We start from the raw sequence: 14,430 nt of genomic DNA, 5'->3' as shown, positions 1-14,430 counted from the left end.
TGTCGGTTCCGGTGGCACAGTCCGGACCATGCGGTAAATGGTGTCTTGCCTGGTCGCTGACGGTTGCTTGCTGTTCAAGCCAGGATGTGGCCACATGGCGGCGCCTTGGACACCGGTCACCCATCATCCGTGCGGAGCGCGCAGGAGGCGGATGGCTGCGTGGTGCCGGGGGAAGCTCGGTCCACTGCCCCAGGTGGGCGCCGCCTCATCAGCTCGGTTCTGAACGGCGAAACTGTCACCGAGATCAGCGTTGGTGAGTATATGAACGCGCTTGTACTTCTGTACTTCTCGGCGTCCCAGCGAATCGATGCTGCCGTTGAGCGCCAACGTGATCGGCAAGATCGCTCAGGGTCCTGGCGGTATGGCTGGCGACAGTGCCAGCGGCGGGACCACTGACGAGAGAGAAACTGGCCTGCGGTTCGTCTTGTCTGGTAATGGCGTTCTCCGCAGCAAGAAGAGCCTTCGCCGCACCGAAAACAGCAGTGACCTGACGAATGACGTCGATCTCCTTCGCCCTACCGGCACAGTGCCAGTACGGGCTCGGAGCAGGTGAGAGACCGGCTCGTGATCGTAACTCAGTGGCATGGCGACGCCAGTGGTGGTGAAGGCCGCGATAGCCAGAAAGCGCCGACGCTCGACGTCGGCACGCCCCAGGTCTGTGGCGGCACGCACCGGGTCGATATCGGTAGCCAGAGGGTCTTCGGACGCTGCGATGCCGATCTCGGCTAAGAAGACCGGCCGTCCCATTCGGCGGGAAGGAGCCTCAGCAATGTAACTGGCCGGTCTGACCCGATGTCCGGGCACCGTCGATCCAATGAGCCACGGCCGACTTGTTGGTACGTAGAGTCTCTCCGTTCTCAGCGGCTATACGCCGAATGGCGGACGCGAGGGCGTCATAGGTCCACCCGGTCTCCGCAATGGCCTCCTGGAGGCACCTGTTGGGCTCTCTGGTCAATGCCGCGATCCTCCTCCCCGAGAGCGTAAACCCCGTATACCACTCTCCGTATTGTTTCCCCTACCTCTGGTGAGCGGCTAGCGGTTCACTAGTCATCAGCCGTCCAGGCGGCAAGACACCCCGAATGCGGCTTTTCGGGGTGACATGACTCCGAATCTGCTTGACGGCCGCCCAATCGACCGAACGATCGTGAGTACGCCCAGGCCATACAGCCTGTTCCCGCACTTTCTTCTCGATTTCACAGACAGGACAGTCCGGTCATCACAAGCGCCGGATTTCCCCTTGATCGAATGGAGGTTCGCCCATGGAGGACATAAGGCGCATATTGCCCGAGGCTGCGATTTCGGGATGGCGGCTGATCATCAGTGACAAGGGGCGGTTCTGGGCCATTCGCCGTCAGTCCTTCCCGCGTGGTGCGTTGCGGGTCGGGGCGGAGCCGACGGTGGACGCCGACACCTTCGAGGAGGTTCAGGCGGCGGTGGAACGACAGGAGGAGATCGCCCGCCGTGCCGCCACCGTTCAGGGAGCGGCGTCATGAAGGGAACCGCTCATGCGCCGGTCTTTCGCCGACCAGGGAGACCGGCCTCCCTCGGTGCCCGGCCCGGACAGCCCCTGCACCGGGCCGGGTACCACCACACTCCCCGCACCGGGTCAGGCGCTCCACACCCTGCACACCCACCCCCGCTGGGCGGCCCGATTCGGACCCCCGCCGCTTCGCGAGCCACTCGGCTACCGTTACCCCCTGGGAGACTCCCCATGCCGACCGTCATGGTCATCAGCTCCGACGGCACCTTCACCACGGACATCGGCACCACCGAACGCCTTCTCACCCTTGGAGAAGTCGCCCGCCTGTTCGGTGTGGACCCCAAGACCGTCAACCGATGGGCGCAAACCGACCGGATCGCCTCCATCCGCACCCCCAGCGGCCAACGCCGCTACCGCGAAGGCGAAGTCAACGCCCTGCTGTACGGCATCGCCGACAGCACGTGAGACCACACTCCACCGACCGCCGCTCCGGTTCCTGCCGCGACCGTTCGCCTTCGTCGGTGATCGGGGACCCGTATCCCGAAAAAGATTCCGGCCGGAATGTAGATAACGGGCGGATGGCTTCGACCTTCTTGTGAAGGCGCCGGATGGGCGCCGGGAACGCAGGAGGTAGTGAGATGAGCAAGGTGACCTGTGACATGGGGATGTCCCTCGACGGCTTCGTGGCAGGACCGCACCAGAGCCTGGAGAAGCCGATGGGCGAGGGCGTGGGCGACCGCCTGCACAGGTGGATGTTCGATGAACCCGAGCGGCACGCCGCGGTGATCGAGGGCATCACCGCGGCCGGAGCCTTCATCATGGGCCGCAACATGTTCGGCCCCGGTCGCGGCGCCTGGGACCTGGACTGGAACGGCTGGTGGGGCGATGAGCCGCCGTACCACGCGCCGGTCTTCGTCCTCACCCACTACCCGCGCGAGCAGGTGACGATGAAGGGCGGCACGACGTTCACCTTCGTCACCGACGGGAACGAGGCGGCGATGGCCCAGGCGCGTGAGGCCGCCGGTGACCGCGACGTCGCCATCGCGGGCGGCGCCGAGACGGTGAACTGGTACCTGGCGGCGGGGCTCATCGACGAGTTGCGCCTGCACGTCGCGCCCGTGATCCTCGGCCGGGGTGAGCGGCTGCTCGACAAGGTCGGGGACATCACCCTCGAACCCCTCGGCGACCCCTCGGGCACCAGCCTCGTCACCCACCTGACGTACCGGGTGATCCGATAGAAGGCCGCGGTACGTCGTGGTTCGGTCTGCCCGAAACGGGCAACGGCGCCTGACCAGGCCATAGAACCTGGTCGGGCGCCGTTGTGGATGCTCGGCGAAAGGGGGTGAATCCGCGGGGACCGTCGCCGGTCCCGGCTGGTTTCGGGGCGCCGGCTCAGCGCCTTCGGTGACGCCTCGGTGTTCTCGGTGTTCTCGGTGTTCTCAGCGTTCTCGGCGGCGGGTCACGGCTGGCTGGCCGTCAGCACCTTCAGTGAGTGCTCGACCAGCGTCACCAGCACGGTCTTGGCCGACGTGCGGCGCCGTACGTCGCACAGCAGCACCGGCACGTCCGGGTCCAGGTCGAGGGCGACCCGCACCTCCTCCGCGTCGTACCTGTCGGCGCCGTCGAAGCAGTTGACCGCGACGATGAACGGCGTCCCGCGTTGCTCGAAGTAGTCGATCGAGGGGAAGCAGTCGGTCAGCCGCCGGGTGTCGGCGAGCACGACCGCGCCGAGCGCGCCGTAGGACAGCTCGTCCCACATGAACCAGAACCGCTCCTGCCCGGGGGTGCCGAACAGGTAGACGACCAGCCCCTCCCGGATCGTGATGCGGCCGAAGTCCATCGCCACCGTGGTCGTGGTCTTGCTCTCCACGCCCTCGACGTCGTCGATGCCGATGCCGCGGTCGGAGAGCACCTCCTCGGTGCGCAGCGGGCGGATCTCGCTGATCGAACCGACGAGCGTGGTCTTGCCGACCCCGAAGCCGCCCGCGATGAGAATCTTGAGCGCGACAGGTTCGTCAGAGGGCCCAAAGTCCATTGATCACTTCCTTGAGAATGCGCTCGCTCGCCGATGCGCGCCCGATCGAAATGAGCTTGTGGTCCTGTAGGTCACCGAGAAGTACCCGGACGACGCCGAGCGGCAGGTCCAGGTCGGACGCGACATCGGCGACCGAGGTCGCCTGGGCGACCAGGGAGAGGATGCGTTCCTGTTCCGGTCCGGGGACGAACTTGCCGGTCGGAGGGGTACCGGTCGCGGTGACCATCGCGACCAGGTCCAGCGTGTCGCCGGAGGATCTGGTACGGCCTCCGATCAACACGTAGGGCCGGACGACCGGTCCCGCCTCCTCGTCCATCCATCGGGTCATCCGCCGTCCTCGCCCTCGGCTCCGGGCAGGGAGGACCCGTCGATTCCGCGCAGGACGTCTCGCAGCCTCACGAGAGCCCTTGGCGCGGCTGGGTTGAGATGTGCTGGCCGACCCGCTTGACCAGCATCGCCATCTCGTAGGCGATGTGGCCGACGTCGGCGTCCGCCGCGCTCAGCACGGCCAAGCAGGTTCCCTGCCCCGCGGCCGTGACGAACAGGAAAGCAGACTCCATCTCCACGATGGTCTGACGCACCTCGCCGCCGCCGAAATGGCGTCCGGCTCCGCGCGCCAGGCTCTGGAACCCGGCGGCGATGGCGGACAGATGTTCCGCGTCCTCCCGCTTGAGGCCCTTGGAGAAGCCGACGGCGAGCCCGTCGGTGGACAGGATCACCGCCTGCCGTACCGCGCTCACCCTGTTGGTCAGGTCGTCGAGGAGCCAGTTGAGCTCGCCGGTGGTAGAAACTTTTCCGGTCATTAGTCCTCCTTGTCGCCTGTCGTGTGGTGTGCGAAGTCGTTTTCGTCTTCTTCGCGGGCGCGTCGCGCTCCCGCCTGGAAGGCGGAGAACAGTGCCCGTGCCTCGTCCGGCGAGCGTTCCGCGGCCTCCGGGCCGGGTTCGGGTTCGAGCTCGGACGACTCCTGGCGGAGCTGTGGGGCCAGGTTGGCCTGCCGTACCCGGCGGGGCAGCGCCCGCGGCTGTGCGGCCCCCTGAGTGGCCCCCTGAGTGGCCTCGTGGGACGCCGCTGGGGCGCTCGGCGTGTGCTCCCGGAATCCCGCGGAGACCGTCCCGGCGCGCTCACCGTTCACCTCACGGACGGCCCCTGAGGGATCGGTGGACGACGCGTCCGCGACCACGGACAGAGAGGGGGCGGCCAAGGGCTGGGCCGAGGAGGAACGGGCCGTGTGCGCCGCGGGGGAGGCGCCGGGGGGCGCGGAGGACACCCCCTGCGCCGCCGTCCTGGTCCTGCGGGGCAGGCCGTTGCCCGCGACGGGGGTCAGCGCGTTCGGCGCGGCGGGTTCGAAGGGCCCGGGGAGAAGCTCGGCGGGCCGCTCGTCCACCCGCTCCGCGGTGAGGGAGAGCGGGGAGGGGAGCTCGGCGAGCACGGCGCGGGGGATGAGGACGATGGCCGTCGTGCCGCCGAACGGGGAGCCGCGCAGGATGACCCGGATGCCGTGCCGGGCGGCGAGCTGGCCGACCACGAACAGGCCGAGCCGGTCGCTGTCCGCCAGGTCGAACTCCGGCGGGTTGGCCAGCCGCTCATTGAGCGTCTCGTACTCCTCGGGGTTCAGGCCGAGGCCGCGGTCCTCGACCTCGATGACGAAGCCGTTGGCGACCACGTCGCCGCGCACGGTCACCGTGGTCTGCGCCGGGGAGTAGATCGTGGCGTTCTCGATCAGCTCGGCGATCAGGTGGGTGATGTCGGCGACCGCCGAGCCGTCGAGCGCGGCGCCGGGCAGCTGCGTCACGCTGACCCGGGTGTAGTCCTCGACCTCCGCGATCGCCGCCCTGACGATGTCGACCACCGCGACGGGGTTGCGCCACGCCCGTCCAGGCGCGGCGCCGGACAGGATGATCAGGCCCTCCGCGTGCCGCCGCATGCGGGTGGTCAGGTGGTCGAGCCGGAACAGGTCCTCGAGGCTGTCGGGGTCGGTCGCCCTGCGCTGCATGCTGTCGAGCAGGGTGAGCTGGCGCTGCAGCAGGTTCTGCTTGCGCCGGGCCAGGTTCACGAAGACCTGGCTGACGCCGCGGCGCAGGTTGGCCTGGCCGACGGCGGCCTCGACGGCGGTGTGCTGCACCGAGTCGAACGCGTGGGCCACGTCGCTGACCTCGATCGAGCCGCCCGCGCTGACCGGCGGGACCTCGGCCGAGACGTCGACCTCCTCGCCGAGCCGCAGCCGCTCGACGACGCGTGGAAGCCGTACGTCCGCCAGGTCGAGGGCGGTCGAGCGGAGCGTGGCCAGCTCGCCCGCCAGCCTGCGGCCGAAGCGGACCGACAGCACGATCGACGCGATCACCGCGATCAGTCCCATGCCGCCCGCGACCGCGATCCTGACCATGATCCCGGTGGCCACCGACTGCGCCCGCTGGGACAGGGTGTTCGAGGAGGAGACGCCGAGCCGGTCGAACCAGGCCGCCAGGCTGTTCGTGGTCTGCTTCCACCGTGCGGCCTCGGCGGGCAGCCGCCCGTCGCTCGCCGCCACGATGGCCTTCTCCATGGCGGTGAACTTCTCGAAGGCGGTCGAGTCGAAGGTCTCGCGGTACGGCCTGGCCAGCTCGGAGTCCAGGGCGGACAGGCCGCGCGCGTGCAGGTAGCGCCTCGTCGCGGCGTACTCGCTGAAGGCGTCGCGCTCCCCCGCCGTCAGGCGGTAGTCGATCAGTGCGCCGCTGATCAGCGCGTTCTCCCTGGCGATCATCTCGCGGGCGTTGCCCATCGACTGCATGGCCGCGGCCTGCTGGTAGATCGACAGGTCGGGCACCGCGACGAGCTGGTCGTACAGCAGGAAGACCGAGTCCAGGATCTTGTTGTAGTTCGACAGCACCTCGAGCCGCGCGCTGCGGCCGGTGTCGATGCCGGAGCGGATGGTCGCCAGCCGGTCGATCTGGCTGAGCACCCCGTTCAGCGCGTTGCGGAGTTCCGGACTTCCGGAATCATCGGCGAGTGCCGCCGTGCGGAACTTCTCGACGGCCCGGTCGGTACGGCTGCGCTGGTCGGCGATCCCACTGGTGAGAACCCGGGAGCTGATCGCCACCGAGGACTGCGTCCGCTCCGCCTGAAGCTGGAGTCCCAGCTCGGTCGAGGTGAGGCCGACGGTCTGGTAGAGGGTGTTCGACCGCAGCAGGGCGGCCCCGTCGCCGACGGTCAGATTGAGGGCAAAACCCCATAAAGCGCTCAGCGACAGGAGGGGTAAGAGCAGCAGCAAAAAGATCTTGAACCGAATTGACCGGTTTCCAGAGCCCATGCCCACTCGTCCCAACCTCTGAGTGTGTGGAGGCCCGCGTTGCCTTAGGGATGGATACGCCTCCGGAAGATCGCACAGGAGACTAGCACCGATAAGGTTTTCGCGCAGTGGAGGATCTGATGATTAATGTGATTACCGGGGCCAGTGCCGGAATTGGTGAGGCCGCCGCGGTCGAGCTCGCGGGGCGTGGGCGGCAGGTCGTTCTGGTCGGCCGGAACCCCGCCAAGCTGACTCGCGTCGCCGACCGGGTCAAGGCGGTCTCCGGGGCCACTCCCGACATGCTCACCTGTGACTACGCCTCCCTGGAAGACGTCAGGAGGCTCGCCTCCGAACTGCTGTCCCGCTACGAGCAGATCGACGTCCTGGCCAACAACGCGGGCGTCATGACCACGGAGCGGACCCGTACCGCGGACGGCCACGAGACGATGATCCAGGTCAACCATCTCGCGCCCTTTCTGCTGACGAACCTGCTGCTCGACCGGGTGAAGGGCAGGGTGATCACCACTTCGTCCAGGGCGGGCAAGACGGGGCGCCTCGACCCGGCCGACCTGAACCGTGACCGGCGTAGGTGGAGCGGCTGGCTGCAGTACGGCGACTCGAAGCAGGCGAACGCGCTGTTCACCGTCGAGCTGGCCCGACGCCTTTCCGGTACGGGGGTGACCGCCACCTGCTTCCACCCGGGCGTGATCAAGACGGAGTTCGCCCCGAAGACGTTCATGATGTGGATGGTCAAGAACATCCCGGGCATGGGCCGGACCGCGGAGGAGGGCGCGAGCACCCTGGTCCACCTCGCGACCCACCCGGACGGCGCCGCCCACCCCGGGCGTTACTTCGCCGGGAGCGCTCCCGAGGCGGTTCCCCGGGGCATGGCCGACCCCGCCCTGGCCCGCGCCCTCTGGGACGCCAGCGCCAAGGCCGTCGGCTGAGCGGTCCTCCAAGGGGGAGTTCCTCGGAACGTCATCGGCAGTTCGCCGCCCGTTGAGCATGGTCGGCTACGGTGCGTGGCCTGTGAGTGTCACGAGTCCGCGCCGGGTCGCCTTCCCCCCCACGGCAGCCAGGGATCCCTTTTTCGACAACGCCAAGTTCCTGGCGATCACCCTTGTCGTCTCGGGTCACCTGATCGAGGATCTGCGGGACGTGCCGGTCGCCCACGCGGCCTACTTCTTCGTCTACCTGTTCCACATGCCGCTGTTCATCGTGCTCAGCGGCTACCTGTCGCGTAACTTCACCTTCTCCTCGGGGAAGGCGCGCAAGCTGATCAGCACGCTCGCCGTGCCGTACGTGATCTTCGAGCTGCTCTACTCGCTGCCCCGCCTGATCATGTACGGCAAGCTGGACATCAGCCTCCTCGACCCGTACTACCTGACCTGGTTCCTGATGTCGCTGTTCCTGTGGCGGCTGTCCACGCCGGTCTGGCAGCAGCTCAGGTGGCCGCTGGTGGTCGCGGTCGGGCTCTCGCTGCTTTCCGGGACGAGCAGGCTTCCCGACGAGCTGTCGATGAACCGCACGCTCGGGCTGCTCCCGTTCTACGTGCTCGGGCTCATGCTGCGCCCGGAGCACTTCGAGCTGCTCAAGCGTCCCAAGGTCAGGATCGCGGGGGCGGTCACGCTGGTGGCGGGGGCGGCGGTCGCGCTGGCCGTACACGCCTCGGTGAAGACCGAGTGGATCCGCTGGCGGCACGCCAACGACTCGATCGGGGTCGACGACCTCACCGGCAGCCTGATCCGGCTGGGTCTGCTGGCCGCGGGGGCGTTGCTGGTCGCGGCGTTCCTCGCGATCACCCCCTCCCGCCGCACCTGGTACTCCGGCCTCGGCATGGCGACCATGTACGCCTACCTGCTCCACGGCCTGGTCGTGAAGGTCGCGGAGCGGTTCTACGGGAACTGGGCGGAGACCGTGCCGGGGGTCGTGGCGGTCTCCGCCTTCGGGGTCGTGCTCGCCGCCCTGCTGTGCACGCCCCCGGTCCGCAAGCTGACCAGCTGGGCGGTCGAACCGAAGATGAGCTGGGCCTTCACCCGGCTGCGGCGCCCCGCCACGTGAGCGGGACCGGTCATGACCGCAGCTCAAGGACGGCGCGGTAGGCGGCGGTGATCGCCGCGTCCGCGTACGCGGCGGGCACGGAGTCGGAGTTGGCGATCGCGATCCGGCCCGCCCTGCGACGGGCCAGCGCGGCGGGGAAGGGACCCGCGGGGTAGAAGTCGAGGTTCCACGGGGTCGCGTACTCAGGCGCGTAGCCGTGGCCCCACCGGTTGACCGTGATCGCCTGGATGTCGCGGGCCGGATCGAAGCCGCCGGGCCCGAGCAACCGGGTGAGCTGCTCGCGGATGCCGTACTCCAGGTAGGTGTACGGGGTCCCGAGCAGCTCGCGGCGCCCGGCGACGGAGCCGTCCGCCGGTGACATGCCCGGTACGGCGGGGGTGCGGACCAGGTGCGCGTTGATCGGCTCACCGGGGTCCCTGGGGCACCGGTAGTCCCCCACACCGACCGGGTGGCCCAGCTCGGCGACGCACCAGTAGGCGCCGGTGAAGCGCGTACGGCTGACGCCGACCCGCTGCCAGGCCCGCCAGTCGCGAAGCTGGACCGTCGCGTACAGCACCGGCACCTTGACGGCCGCCCGCAGCGCCCGCTTCTGCTCCTGGGGCAGTTCGTCGACCAGGTAGGGGATCACCATGTTCCAGCAGGCCATGATCACACTGGCCGCCCGTACGGTCCTGACCCGCTCGCCGTCGAAGTAGCCGACCGTCGCGGTGGTCGCGGTCGCGGGGGCGCCGTCGTTCGAGACGGAGACCACCGGGCTGGACAGACGGACGCGGACCCTGTTGCCCGGCAGGTCGAGCCTGCCGTAGTCGAACCTCGCGGTGGTGACACCCTCCATGTCGGAGGCCGTGGCGAACCCCGGGACCATCCTGCCGATCATCATCCTGACCAGGGCCTGGTTGCCCTCGGGGAAGTGGTGGACGTCCGGCTCCCCCGCGTCCCACCTTCTGGTCACGCTCGGCGAGTTGTACTCGGAGGGCTTGGCCCGGTCGAGCCCGAGCCCCTGGAACCCGGGGTAGCCGGGACCGTCGTGCCCGCCGCTGCCCCAGGCGTCGACGGCGCCGAAGGCGTCCGAGCCGTAGCCCCACTCGTCGTTCGGCATCGTCTGGACGAACCGCAGCACGTCAGGATGGACCCCGCAGACGTCCCTGAGGAAACCCGAGTAGGTCAGCCTGGACAGGCGCTCCTTCTTCTCCGCGTCCGACAGGCCGGGGAACCAGTCGGGCGGGTCGCCGTGGAGCATGAGCAGGTCCTTCCTGGCCTGCTCCGCCACGGGCAGCTCCGCGATCCACCGGGGGGCGCTCCTGCCGGGGCCGAGGGCGACGAGTCTGTCGGTGCCGAAGGACTCGCGGTCGCAGAAGACGCTGTCGTGCATCCCGAGCCCGGGGTAGAGCGTCCGGTCGAAGCAGCTCGCCAACCGCTCGACCCGGACCCCGAGCTTGCCGAGCAGGTCCTTGCCCTCGGGAGTCCACGCGGAGGGCGCTTCGATCGACGGGGAGCCGCCGTAGCCGATCAGCGGGCCTGTCCGGCCCGGCGGGGTGAACTCGTTGCGGCGGGCGTGTCCGCCGACGTCGTCGTGGTTGTCCAGGATCAGGATCCGTGCGTCCGGGTCGCCCTCGAGCCACCGGTGGGCCGCGCTGATCCCGCTGATGCCGCCGCCGACCACGACCAGGTCGTACCGTTCGCCGGTCGGCTCCCCGGCGCCCGCGTGGGCCCAGAACCGGCCGTCGCGCAGGGCGTGGGGCACGCCGAGGGTCTCGGGGGTGCTGCCCCGCAGTCCCGTCAGCGCGGGCGGGTGCCAGGCTTCGGGCGCGATCCCCAGCGGCTCTGGGGACCGCCCGCCCGCGGCACTCGTTCCCTGGGAGCCCAGGCCATGGCCAGGGAGCGAGCTCAGCGCGGCGATCCCCGCGGCCGTCGCCACGCCGTCGAAGAAGTCACGGCGGGAGATGGGGCGGTCCATGCCCAACTCCCCGGCCCTGCGAGGAGTGATCTCCCGGGGATCGGTCATGGAAAGATCATCAGGAATCGGGCGGTCTGACATGGCCGCCTCGCGGCGTTACCGGCAACTTTTTACCCGGCGTTTTGAAGGGCTGTTCATGATTTCCGACGAACGGGCTTTATGACCCGTCCGCCGGAAATATGAATTACCGAAATGGATATGGCCGGCAGGGAAAAATCACGGTCATCCGGCCGGGCGGACGGCCGCCCACAGGGTGGGTGTTCTCGGCGGCTCCCAGCCCGGCTGGGACACGTGACCGATTACGCACCGGTAGGTGGCGCCGCCGTAGGTGACCAGATCGCCGACCGCGTACGAGGTGTAAGCCTGCCAGGCGGGAATGGCGCGGGGGACGATGGTCAGCGTGAAGGTCGCCGAGCGCGTGACCGACCCGGTGGCGGTGACGGTGATCGGATAGGTGCCCAGCGCGGCGGTCCTGGATGTGACGAACCTGATCGTGCTGTAGGAGTCGGTGTCGATGGAGGCGGGGTTCGCCGTCACGGTCACGCCGGACGGGGCGCCACTGGCGCTGACGGTGACCCGCTGGCGCCTGCCCGCGGTGGTCGTGGTCATGAGGACGGTCGAGGTCGAGTTCCCCACCTCGACGGTGGACTTGAGATACAGGAGCCGGACGGAGAAGTCGTCGGGCCGCGGGTCGCGCACGGTCAGTCGCAGCGCGGCCGTACGGCGGGCGGCGCCCGTGGCGCGGATCGTGACGGGGTAGCCGACGAACGGCCCCAGGTTCGAGGGGTGGATGGTCACCCTGGCGCTCTGCCCTGTGGTGATCTTGGCGGGGTTGAAGGTGAGCGAGACGTGGTCGGGCAGCCCGACGGCGCTCAGCGCGACCTGCTGCGGTGCGCCGGCCGTGGTCGCGGTGGTGAGCGTCAGCGTGGCCGTGCTGCCCCGGTCGACGGAGATCTGGTCGCGGTCGAGGGTGAGCGAGAAGTCGTTCTCCGGGGTGGCGGGGGTGACGGTCAGCCGGTAGCTCGCCGTACGAGACACGGTCCCGGTGCCGCGAGCGAGGATCGTGTAGGTGCCGGGCGGGGTCGTCGCCCCGGCGGTGACCGTCATCGTGGAATCGTCCTCACTTGATATGCGGGGACGAGAGAAGGTGACGGTGGCCCCAGTGGGGACGCCGTCCGCGGACAGGTCGACGTACTGGCCGTTGTTCCCCACGGTGTGGGTGCGCAGCGCGACCGTCGTCGAGGAACCCTGGTCGATCATGCCGGTCGACTCGGCCAGGTTCACGGTGAAGTCCTGGGTCTCCGGTGGGCAGCCCGGTTCGTTGGAGGCCGCGGGGACGCCGACCGCATCCCAGGCATCCTTCACCTGCCGTGCCTCTGCGCATCCCGGATACAGGGCCAGCGCCGCCTGGACGGTCGCCCTGCGGGCCTTGGCGTGGGTCCAGGGCACGGTCTTGAGGTTCAGGGCGCTCAGGAAGATCGCACCGGCCTTGCGGATGCCCATGCCGCCCACGCCCTCGCCCGCGCAGACCGGGCTCTGCTCCGGCCTGCCGATGACGCGGCTGCCCTCCGCCAGCAGGTAGAACCAGTGGTTCTGCACGCCCGCCGCGTTGTGGGGGTCCTGGTCGGGCAGCTGGTCGGTGTAGCAGTTCGTGCCGCCGAGGGCCGCCGGGTCGTACATGTTGCGGATCGGGCCCTGGCCGTTGTAGTCGACCTCCTCGCCGACCAGGTAGTCGGCCTCGTCGAGCTCCGGCGGATGGTTGACGTAGTGCTCGGTGAGGGCGCCGAAGATGTCGCCGGTCGACTCGTTGAGGGCGTCGGTCTCGCGGCCGCCGCCCGAGCCGCCGGCCCCGGTGGTCTGGAAGATGGCGTGGCCGAACTCGTGGGCGACCACGTCCAGCGAGGTGAGCGGTTTGGTGCCGGCGACGTTGTGGCCGATCTCGACGGAGGTGCCGCTCCAGGTGGCGTTGGTCTGGTTCACGCCGACGCGGATCGGGAAGCCGCGACCGCGGCCGTCGATGCCGTTGCGGCCGAGCCACTCGCGCAGCATGTCCCACTCGTGCTGCACGCCGAACAGGGCGTCGACGCAGGCGGTCTCCAGGCTCGTCGCCGTGCCGTCGCCCCAGTCGTCGTCGGCGCCGGTGAGCACCCGGCCGTCGGGACCCGCGCAGCTCACGCCGGAACGGGTGGTGTCGATCAGGTTGTAGGTACCTGCGGGGCCCGAGGTGTCGATGTACACGGGGTCGCCGTTGTAGAGGGCGTGGCCGACGCCGTGCCGTACGTCGTCCCAGCGGTCGGCGATCGAGCCGTCGGCGGCGTCGACGTAGACGTGCAGGGCAGAGGGGGCGCCCGCCGAGGTGCCGGTGACGACGGTCTCCCAGGTCAGGCGGGGGCGGACGCCCGCGGCGTGCACTGTGAGGCGGGGGGCCGTCTGCTCGGTGACGGTGCCCAGCAGGGCGCGCGCGATCGCGCGGGCGCGTTCCGCGGTGACCACGGGCCTGGTCTCCACGTCGTCGAGGCGCGTGCGCTGGCCGGTGGTGACCGCGGTGACCGCGGCGCCCTCGCGGTCGGTGGCGACGATCACGTCGCCGCCGTAGACGGGCAGGCCCCGGTGCAGGCGCCGGTAGGTCAGGTACTGCAGGCCGTGGGGGCCGAAGGCGGCGACCGGGCGTTCGAAGGTGTCGCCGTCGCCGGTGTACAGGTCGCGGGCCCTTCCCTCCAGGGCCCGGTCGGCGCTGTCGAGGGCGCGGGCACGGGCGCGCGCGTCCGGGGGCGCGTAGGCGGACGAGGGGGCCGCCGGGTCCGCCGGGTTCGCGACGGCCTTCGTGGCCGTCCGGCCCGCGGCGACGGCGAGGGGGGAAGTGGCGCGGGAGGTGAGGGGGGAAGCGGCACGCTGGGTGGGAGAGGCGGCGGCCGGCGGGGCGCCGTGCAGCGCGCTGACGCTCAGTGCCGCCGTGAGTAACACCACGATGCGTGATCTGCTGTTCGGTTTCACTCCGTGTGACTCCTCGTGACGTCCCTGGGGGGAGGGGACCGGGAGCCGGGCCGGCCAGGCTCAACTCGAAACGAAACTCAACGTGACACCGGTCATTGGAGGCGAGTAGCCAACGCTTTTCCATTTCACGGTGTTATGGCAGTACGTGGTGTTATAGCGATGCATGGAATGCGATGCCCGCGAGAGATGGCCTTGGGCCGATCGTCGCGGCCGAACGTTTTTGTCTTCCCAAGCGTTGGGCGGGAAAACGAGTGGTGAGCGGGTGAGGGGGGCCATGAGGCGAGACGAATCGGGCGGACTGGTGGCTGAAGGATCCGAAGTGCGTGTTCTATCCCGCAAAGGGTGGTGGAGCGAGACATGTCGGAGTAGCGTCCGCAAACGCGGATCTGTTCACGGCGGGTGGATCCGTTTCGCGGTTCGAGGGGGAGCCTCGCGTGGTCGGTAAGCAGGGCAGGGTGACCGGCAAGATCGGACCTGGCCTGGTCGGGGAGGTGCTGCTGACGGTCCGCGGCGGCGTCGAGGCCTTCTACGCGCATCCCACGGTCCCCGAAGAGGTGATCCTCACCGGCTCGATCATCGTCGTCGTGGAGTACTTCCCGCCTCGCACGGTCTACGTCGCCCGCGCGCTCGCCTGACTT

The 14,430-nt window shown here is 69.3% G+C and carries 12 protein-coding genes; 6 read left to right on the top strand and 6 right to left on the bottom strand.

Features of this window, described 5'->3' with window-relative positions:
- The first annotated feature begins 1,259 nt into the window (after positions 1-1,259).
- The 3 genes from AB0395_RS04125 to AB0395_RS04115 all read left to right on the top strand — a co-directional run bounded on the left by AB0395_RS04125 (position 1,260) and on the right by AB0395_RS04115 (position 2,718).
- Positions 1,260-1,493 carry a hypothetical protein gene (locus AB0395_RS04125; RefSeq protein WP_366276792.1) on the top strand — a complete coding sequence of 78 codons (234 nt, stop codon included), beginning with the start codon at positions 1,260-1,262 and terminating at the stop codon, positions 1,491-1,493.
- 218 nt (positions 1,494-1,711) lie between these two features.
- Positions 1,712-1,945 carry a BldC family transcriptional regulator gene (locus AB0395_RS04120; RefSeq protein WP_366276790.1) on the top strand — a complete coding sequence of 78 codons (234 nt, stop codon included), beginning with the start codon at positions 1,712-1,714 and terminating at the stop codon, positions 1,943-1,945.
- A 173-nt stretch (positions 1,946-2,118) separates the two neighbouring features.
- Positions 2,119-2,718 carry a dihydrofolate reductase family protein gene (locus tag AB0395_RS04115; RefSeq protein WP_366276789.1) on the top strand — a complete coding sequence of 200 codons (600 nt, stop codon included), beginning with the start codon at positions 2,119-2,121 and terminating at the stop codon, positions 2,716-2,718.
- Positions 2,719-2,939: 221 nt separating this feature from the next.
- Here the strand turns inward: AB0395_RS04115 and AB0395_RS04110 are convergent, their stop codons facing one another.
- The 4 genes from AB0395_RS04110 to AB0395_RS04095 all read right to left on the bottom strand — a co-directional run bounded on the left by AB0395_RS04110 (position 2,940) and on the right by AB0395_RS04095 (position 6,762).
- The gene (locus AB0395_RS04110; protein WP_366276788.1) at positions 2,940-3,515 is read right to left on the bottom strand and encodes an ATP/GTP-binding protein; all 576 of its coding nucleotides are present in this window, start codon (positions 3,513-3,515) and stop codon (positions 2,940-2,942) included.
- Positions 3,496-3,843, bottom strand: a complete 348-nt coding sequence (locus AB0395_RS04105) for a DUF742 domain-containing protein (RefSeq protein ID WP_366276786.1) — start codon at positions 3,841-3,843, stop codon at positions 3,496-3,498. Before AB0395_RS04105 ends, AB0395_RS04110 begins: the two co-directional genes overlap by 20 nt.
- Before the next feature lie 67 nt (positions 3,844-3,910).
- Complete coding sequence (locus tag AB0395_RS04100) at positions 3,911-4,318, bottom strand: roadblock/LC7 domain-containing protein (protein ID WP_366276785.1); 408 nt, start codon at positions 4,316-4,318, stop codon at positions 3,911-3,913.
- Positions 4,318-6,762 (bottom strand): nitrate- and nitrite sensing domain-containing protein, encoded by a 2,445-nt coding sequence (locus AB0395_RS04095; protein ID WP_366276784.1) that lies wholly within the window; start codon positions 6,760-6,762, stop codon positions 4,318-4,320. The genes AB0395_RS04100 and AB0395_RS04095 overlap by 1 nt, the downstream gene beginning before the upstream one ends.
- A 158-nt stretch (positions 6,763-6,920) precedes the next feature.
- Between AB0395_RS04095 and AB0395_RS04090 the strand changes: the two genes are divergently transcribed.
- Complete coding sequence (locus AB0395_RS04090) at positions 6,921-7,727, top strand: SDR family NAD(P)-dependent oxidoreductase (protein ID WP_366276782.1); 807 nt, start codon at positions 6,921-6,923, stop codon at positions 7,725-7,727.
- A gap of 82 nt (positions 7,728-7,809) precedes the next feature.
- Positions 7,810-8,841: an acyltransferase family protein gene (locus AB0395_RS04085; protein ID WP_366276781.1), complete on the top strand. Its 1,032-nt coding sequence runs from the start codon at positions 7,810-7,812 to the stop codon at positions 8,839-8,841.
- 10 nt (positions 8,842-8,851) lie between these two features.
- Here the strand turns inward: AB0395_RS04085 and AB0395_RS04080 are convergent, their stop codons facing one another.
- Both AB0395_RS04080 and AB0395_RS04075 read right to left on the bottom strand, forming a co-directional pair.
- A complete protein-coding gene (locus AB0395_RS04080; RefSeq protein ID WP_366276779.1) occupies positions 8,852-10,846 on the bottom strand; it encodes an NAD(P)-binding protein in 1,995 nt (664 codons plus the stop codon).
- Between the two features lie 174 nt (positions 10,847-11,020).
- The gene (locus tag AB0395_RS04075) at positions 11,021-13,792 is read right to left on the bottom strand and encodes a M4 family metallopeptidase (protein ID WP_366276776.1); all 2,772 of its coding nucleotides are present in this window, start codon (positions 13,790-13,792) and stop codon (positions 11,021-11,023) included.
- A 434-nt stretch (positions 13,793-14,226) separates the two neighbouring features.
- On the opposite strand from AB0395_RS04075, the gene AB0395_RS04070 reads away from it, so the two are divergent.
- Positions 14,227-14,427, top strand: a complete 201-nt coding sequence (locus AB0395_RS04070; protein WP_366276773.1) for a hypothetical protein — start codon at positions 14,227-14,229, stop codon at positions 14,425-14,427.
- Positions 14,428-14,430: the final 3 nt, after the last annotated feature.

Origin of the sequence: Streptosporangium sp. NPDC051023 (genome assembly GCF_040689595.1) — a bacterium.
Taxonomy (GTDB): Bacteria; Actinomycetota; Actinomycetes; order Streptosporangiales; family Streptosporangiaceae; genus Streptosporangium.
Note: the sequence above shows the minus strand (reverse complement) of the source record. Positions and strands in the feature narration are given on the sequence as shown.

Bases quoted from the DNA above. Each gene is read 5' to 3' on its own strand.
- AB0395_RS04110 (WP_366276788.1), bottom strand. From the start codon at position 3,515: ATGGACTTTGGGCCCTCTGACGAACCTGTCGCGCTCAAGATTCTCATC.
- AB0395_RS04080 (WP_366276779.1), bottom strand. From the start codon at position 10,846: ATGACCGATCCCCGGGAGATCACTCCTCGCAGGGCCGGGGAGTTGGGC.
- AB0395_RS04090 (WP_366276782.1), top strand. From the start codon at position 6,921: ATGATTAATGTGATTACCGGGGCCAGTGCCGGAATTGGTGAGGCCGCC.
- AB0395_RS04100 (WP_366276785.1), bottom strand. From the start codon at position 4,318: ATGACCGGAAAAGTTTCTACCACCGGCGAGCTCAACTGGCTCCTCGAC.
- AB0395_RS04105 (WP_366276786.1), bottom strand. From the start codon at position 3,843: ATGACCCGATGGATGGACGAGGAGGCGGGACCGGTCGTCCGGCCCTAC.
- AB0395_RS04120 (WP_366276790.1), top strand. From the start codon at position 1,712: ATGCCGACCGTCATGGTCATCAGCTCCGACGGCACCTTCACCACGGAC.
- AB0395_RS04125 (WP_366276792.1), top strand. From the start codon at position 1,260: ATGGAGGACATAAGGCGCATATTGCCCGAGGCTGCGATTTCGGGATGG.
- AB0395_RS04115 (WP_366276789.1), top strand. From the start codon at position 2,119: ATGAGCAAGGTGACCTGTGACATGGGGATGTCCCTCGACGGCTTCGTG.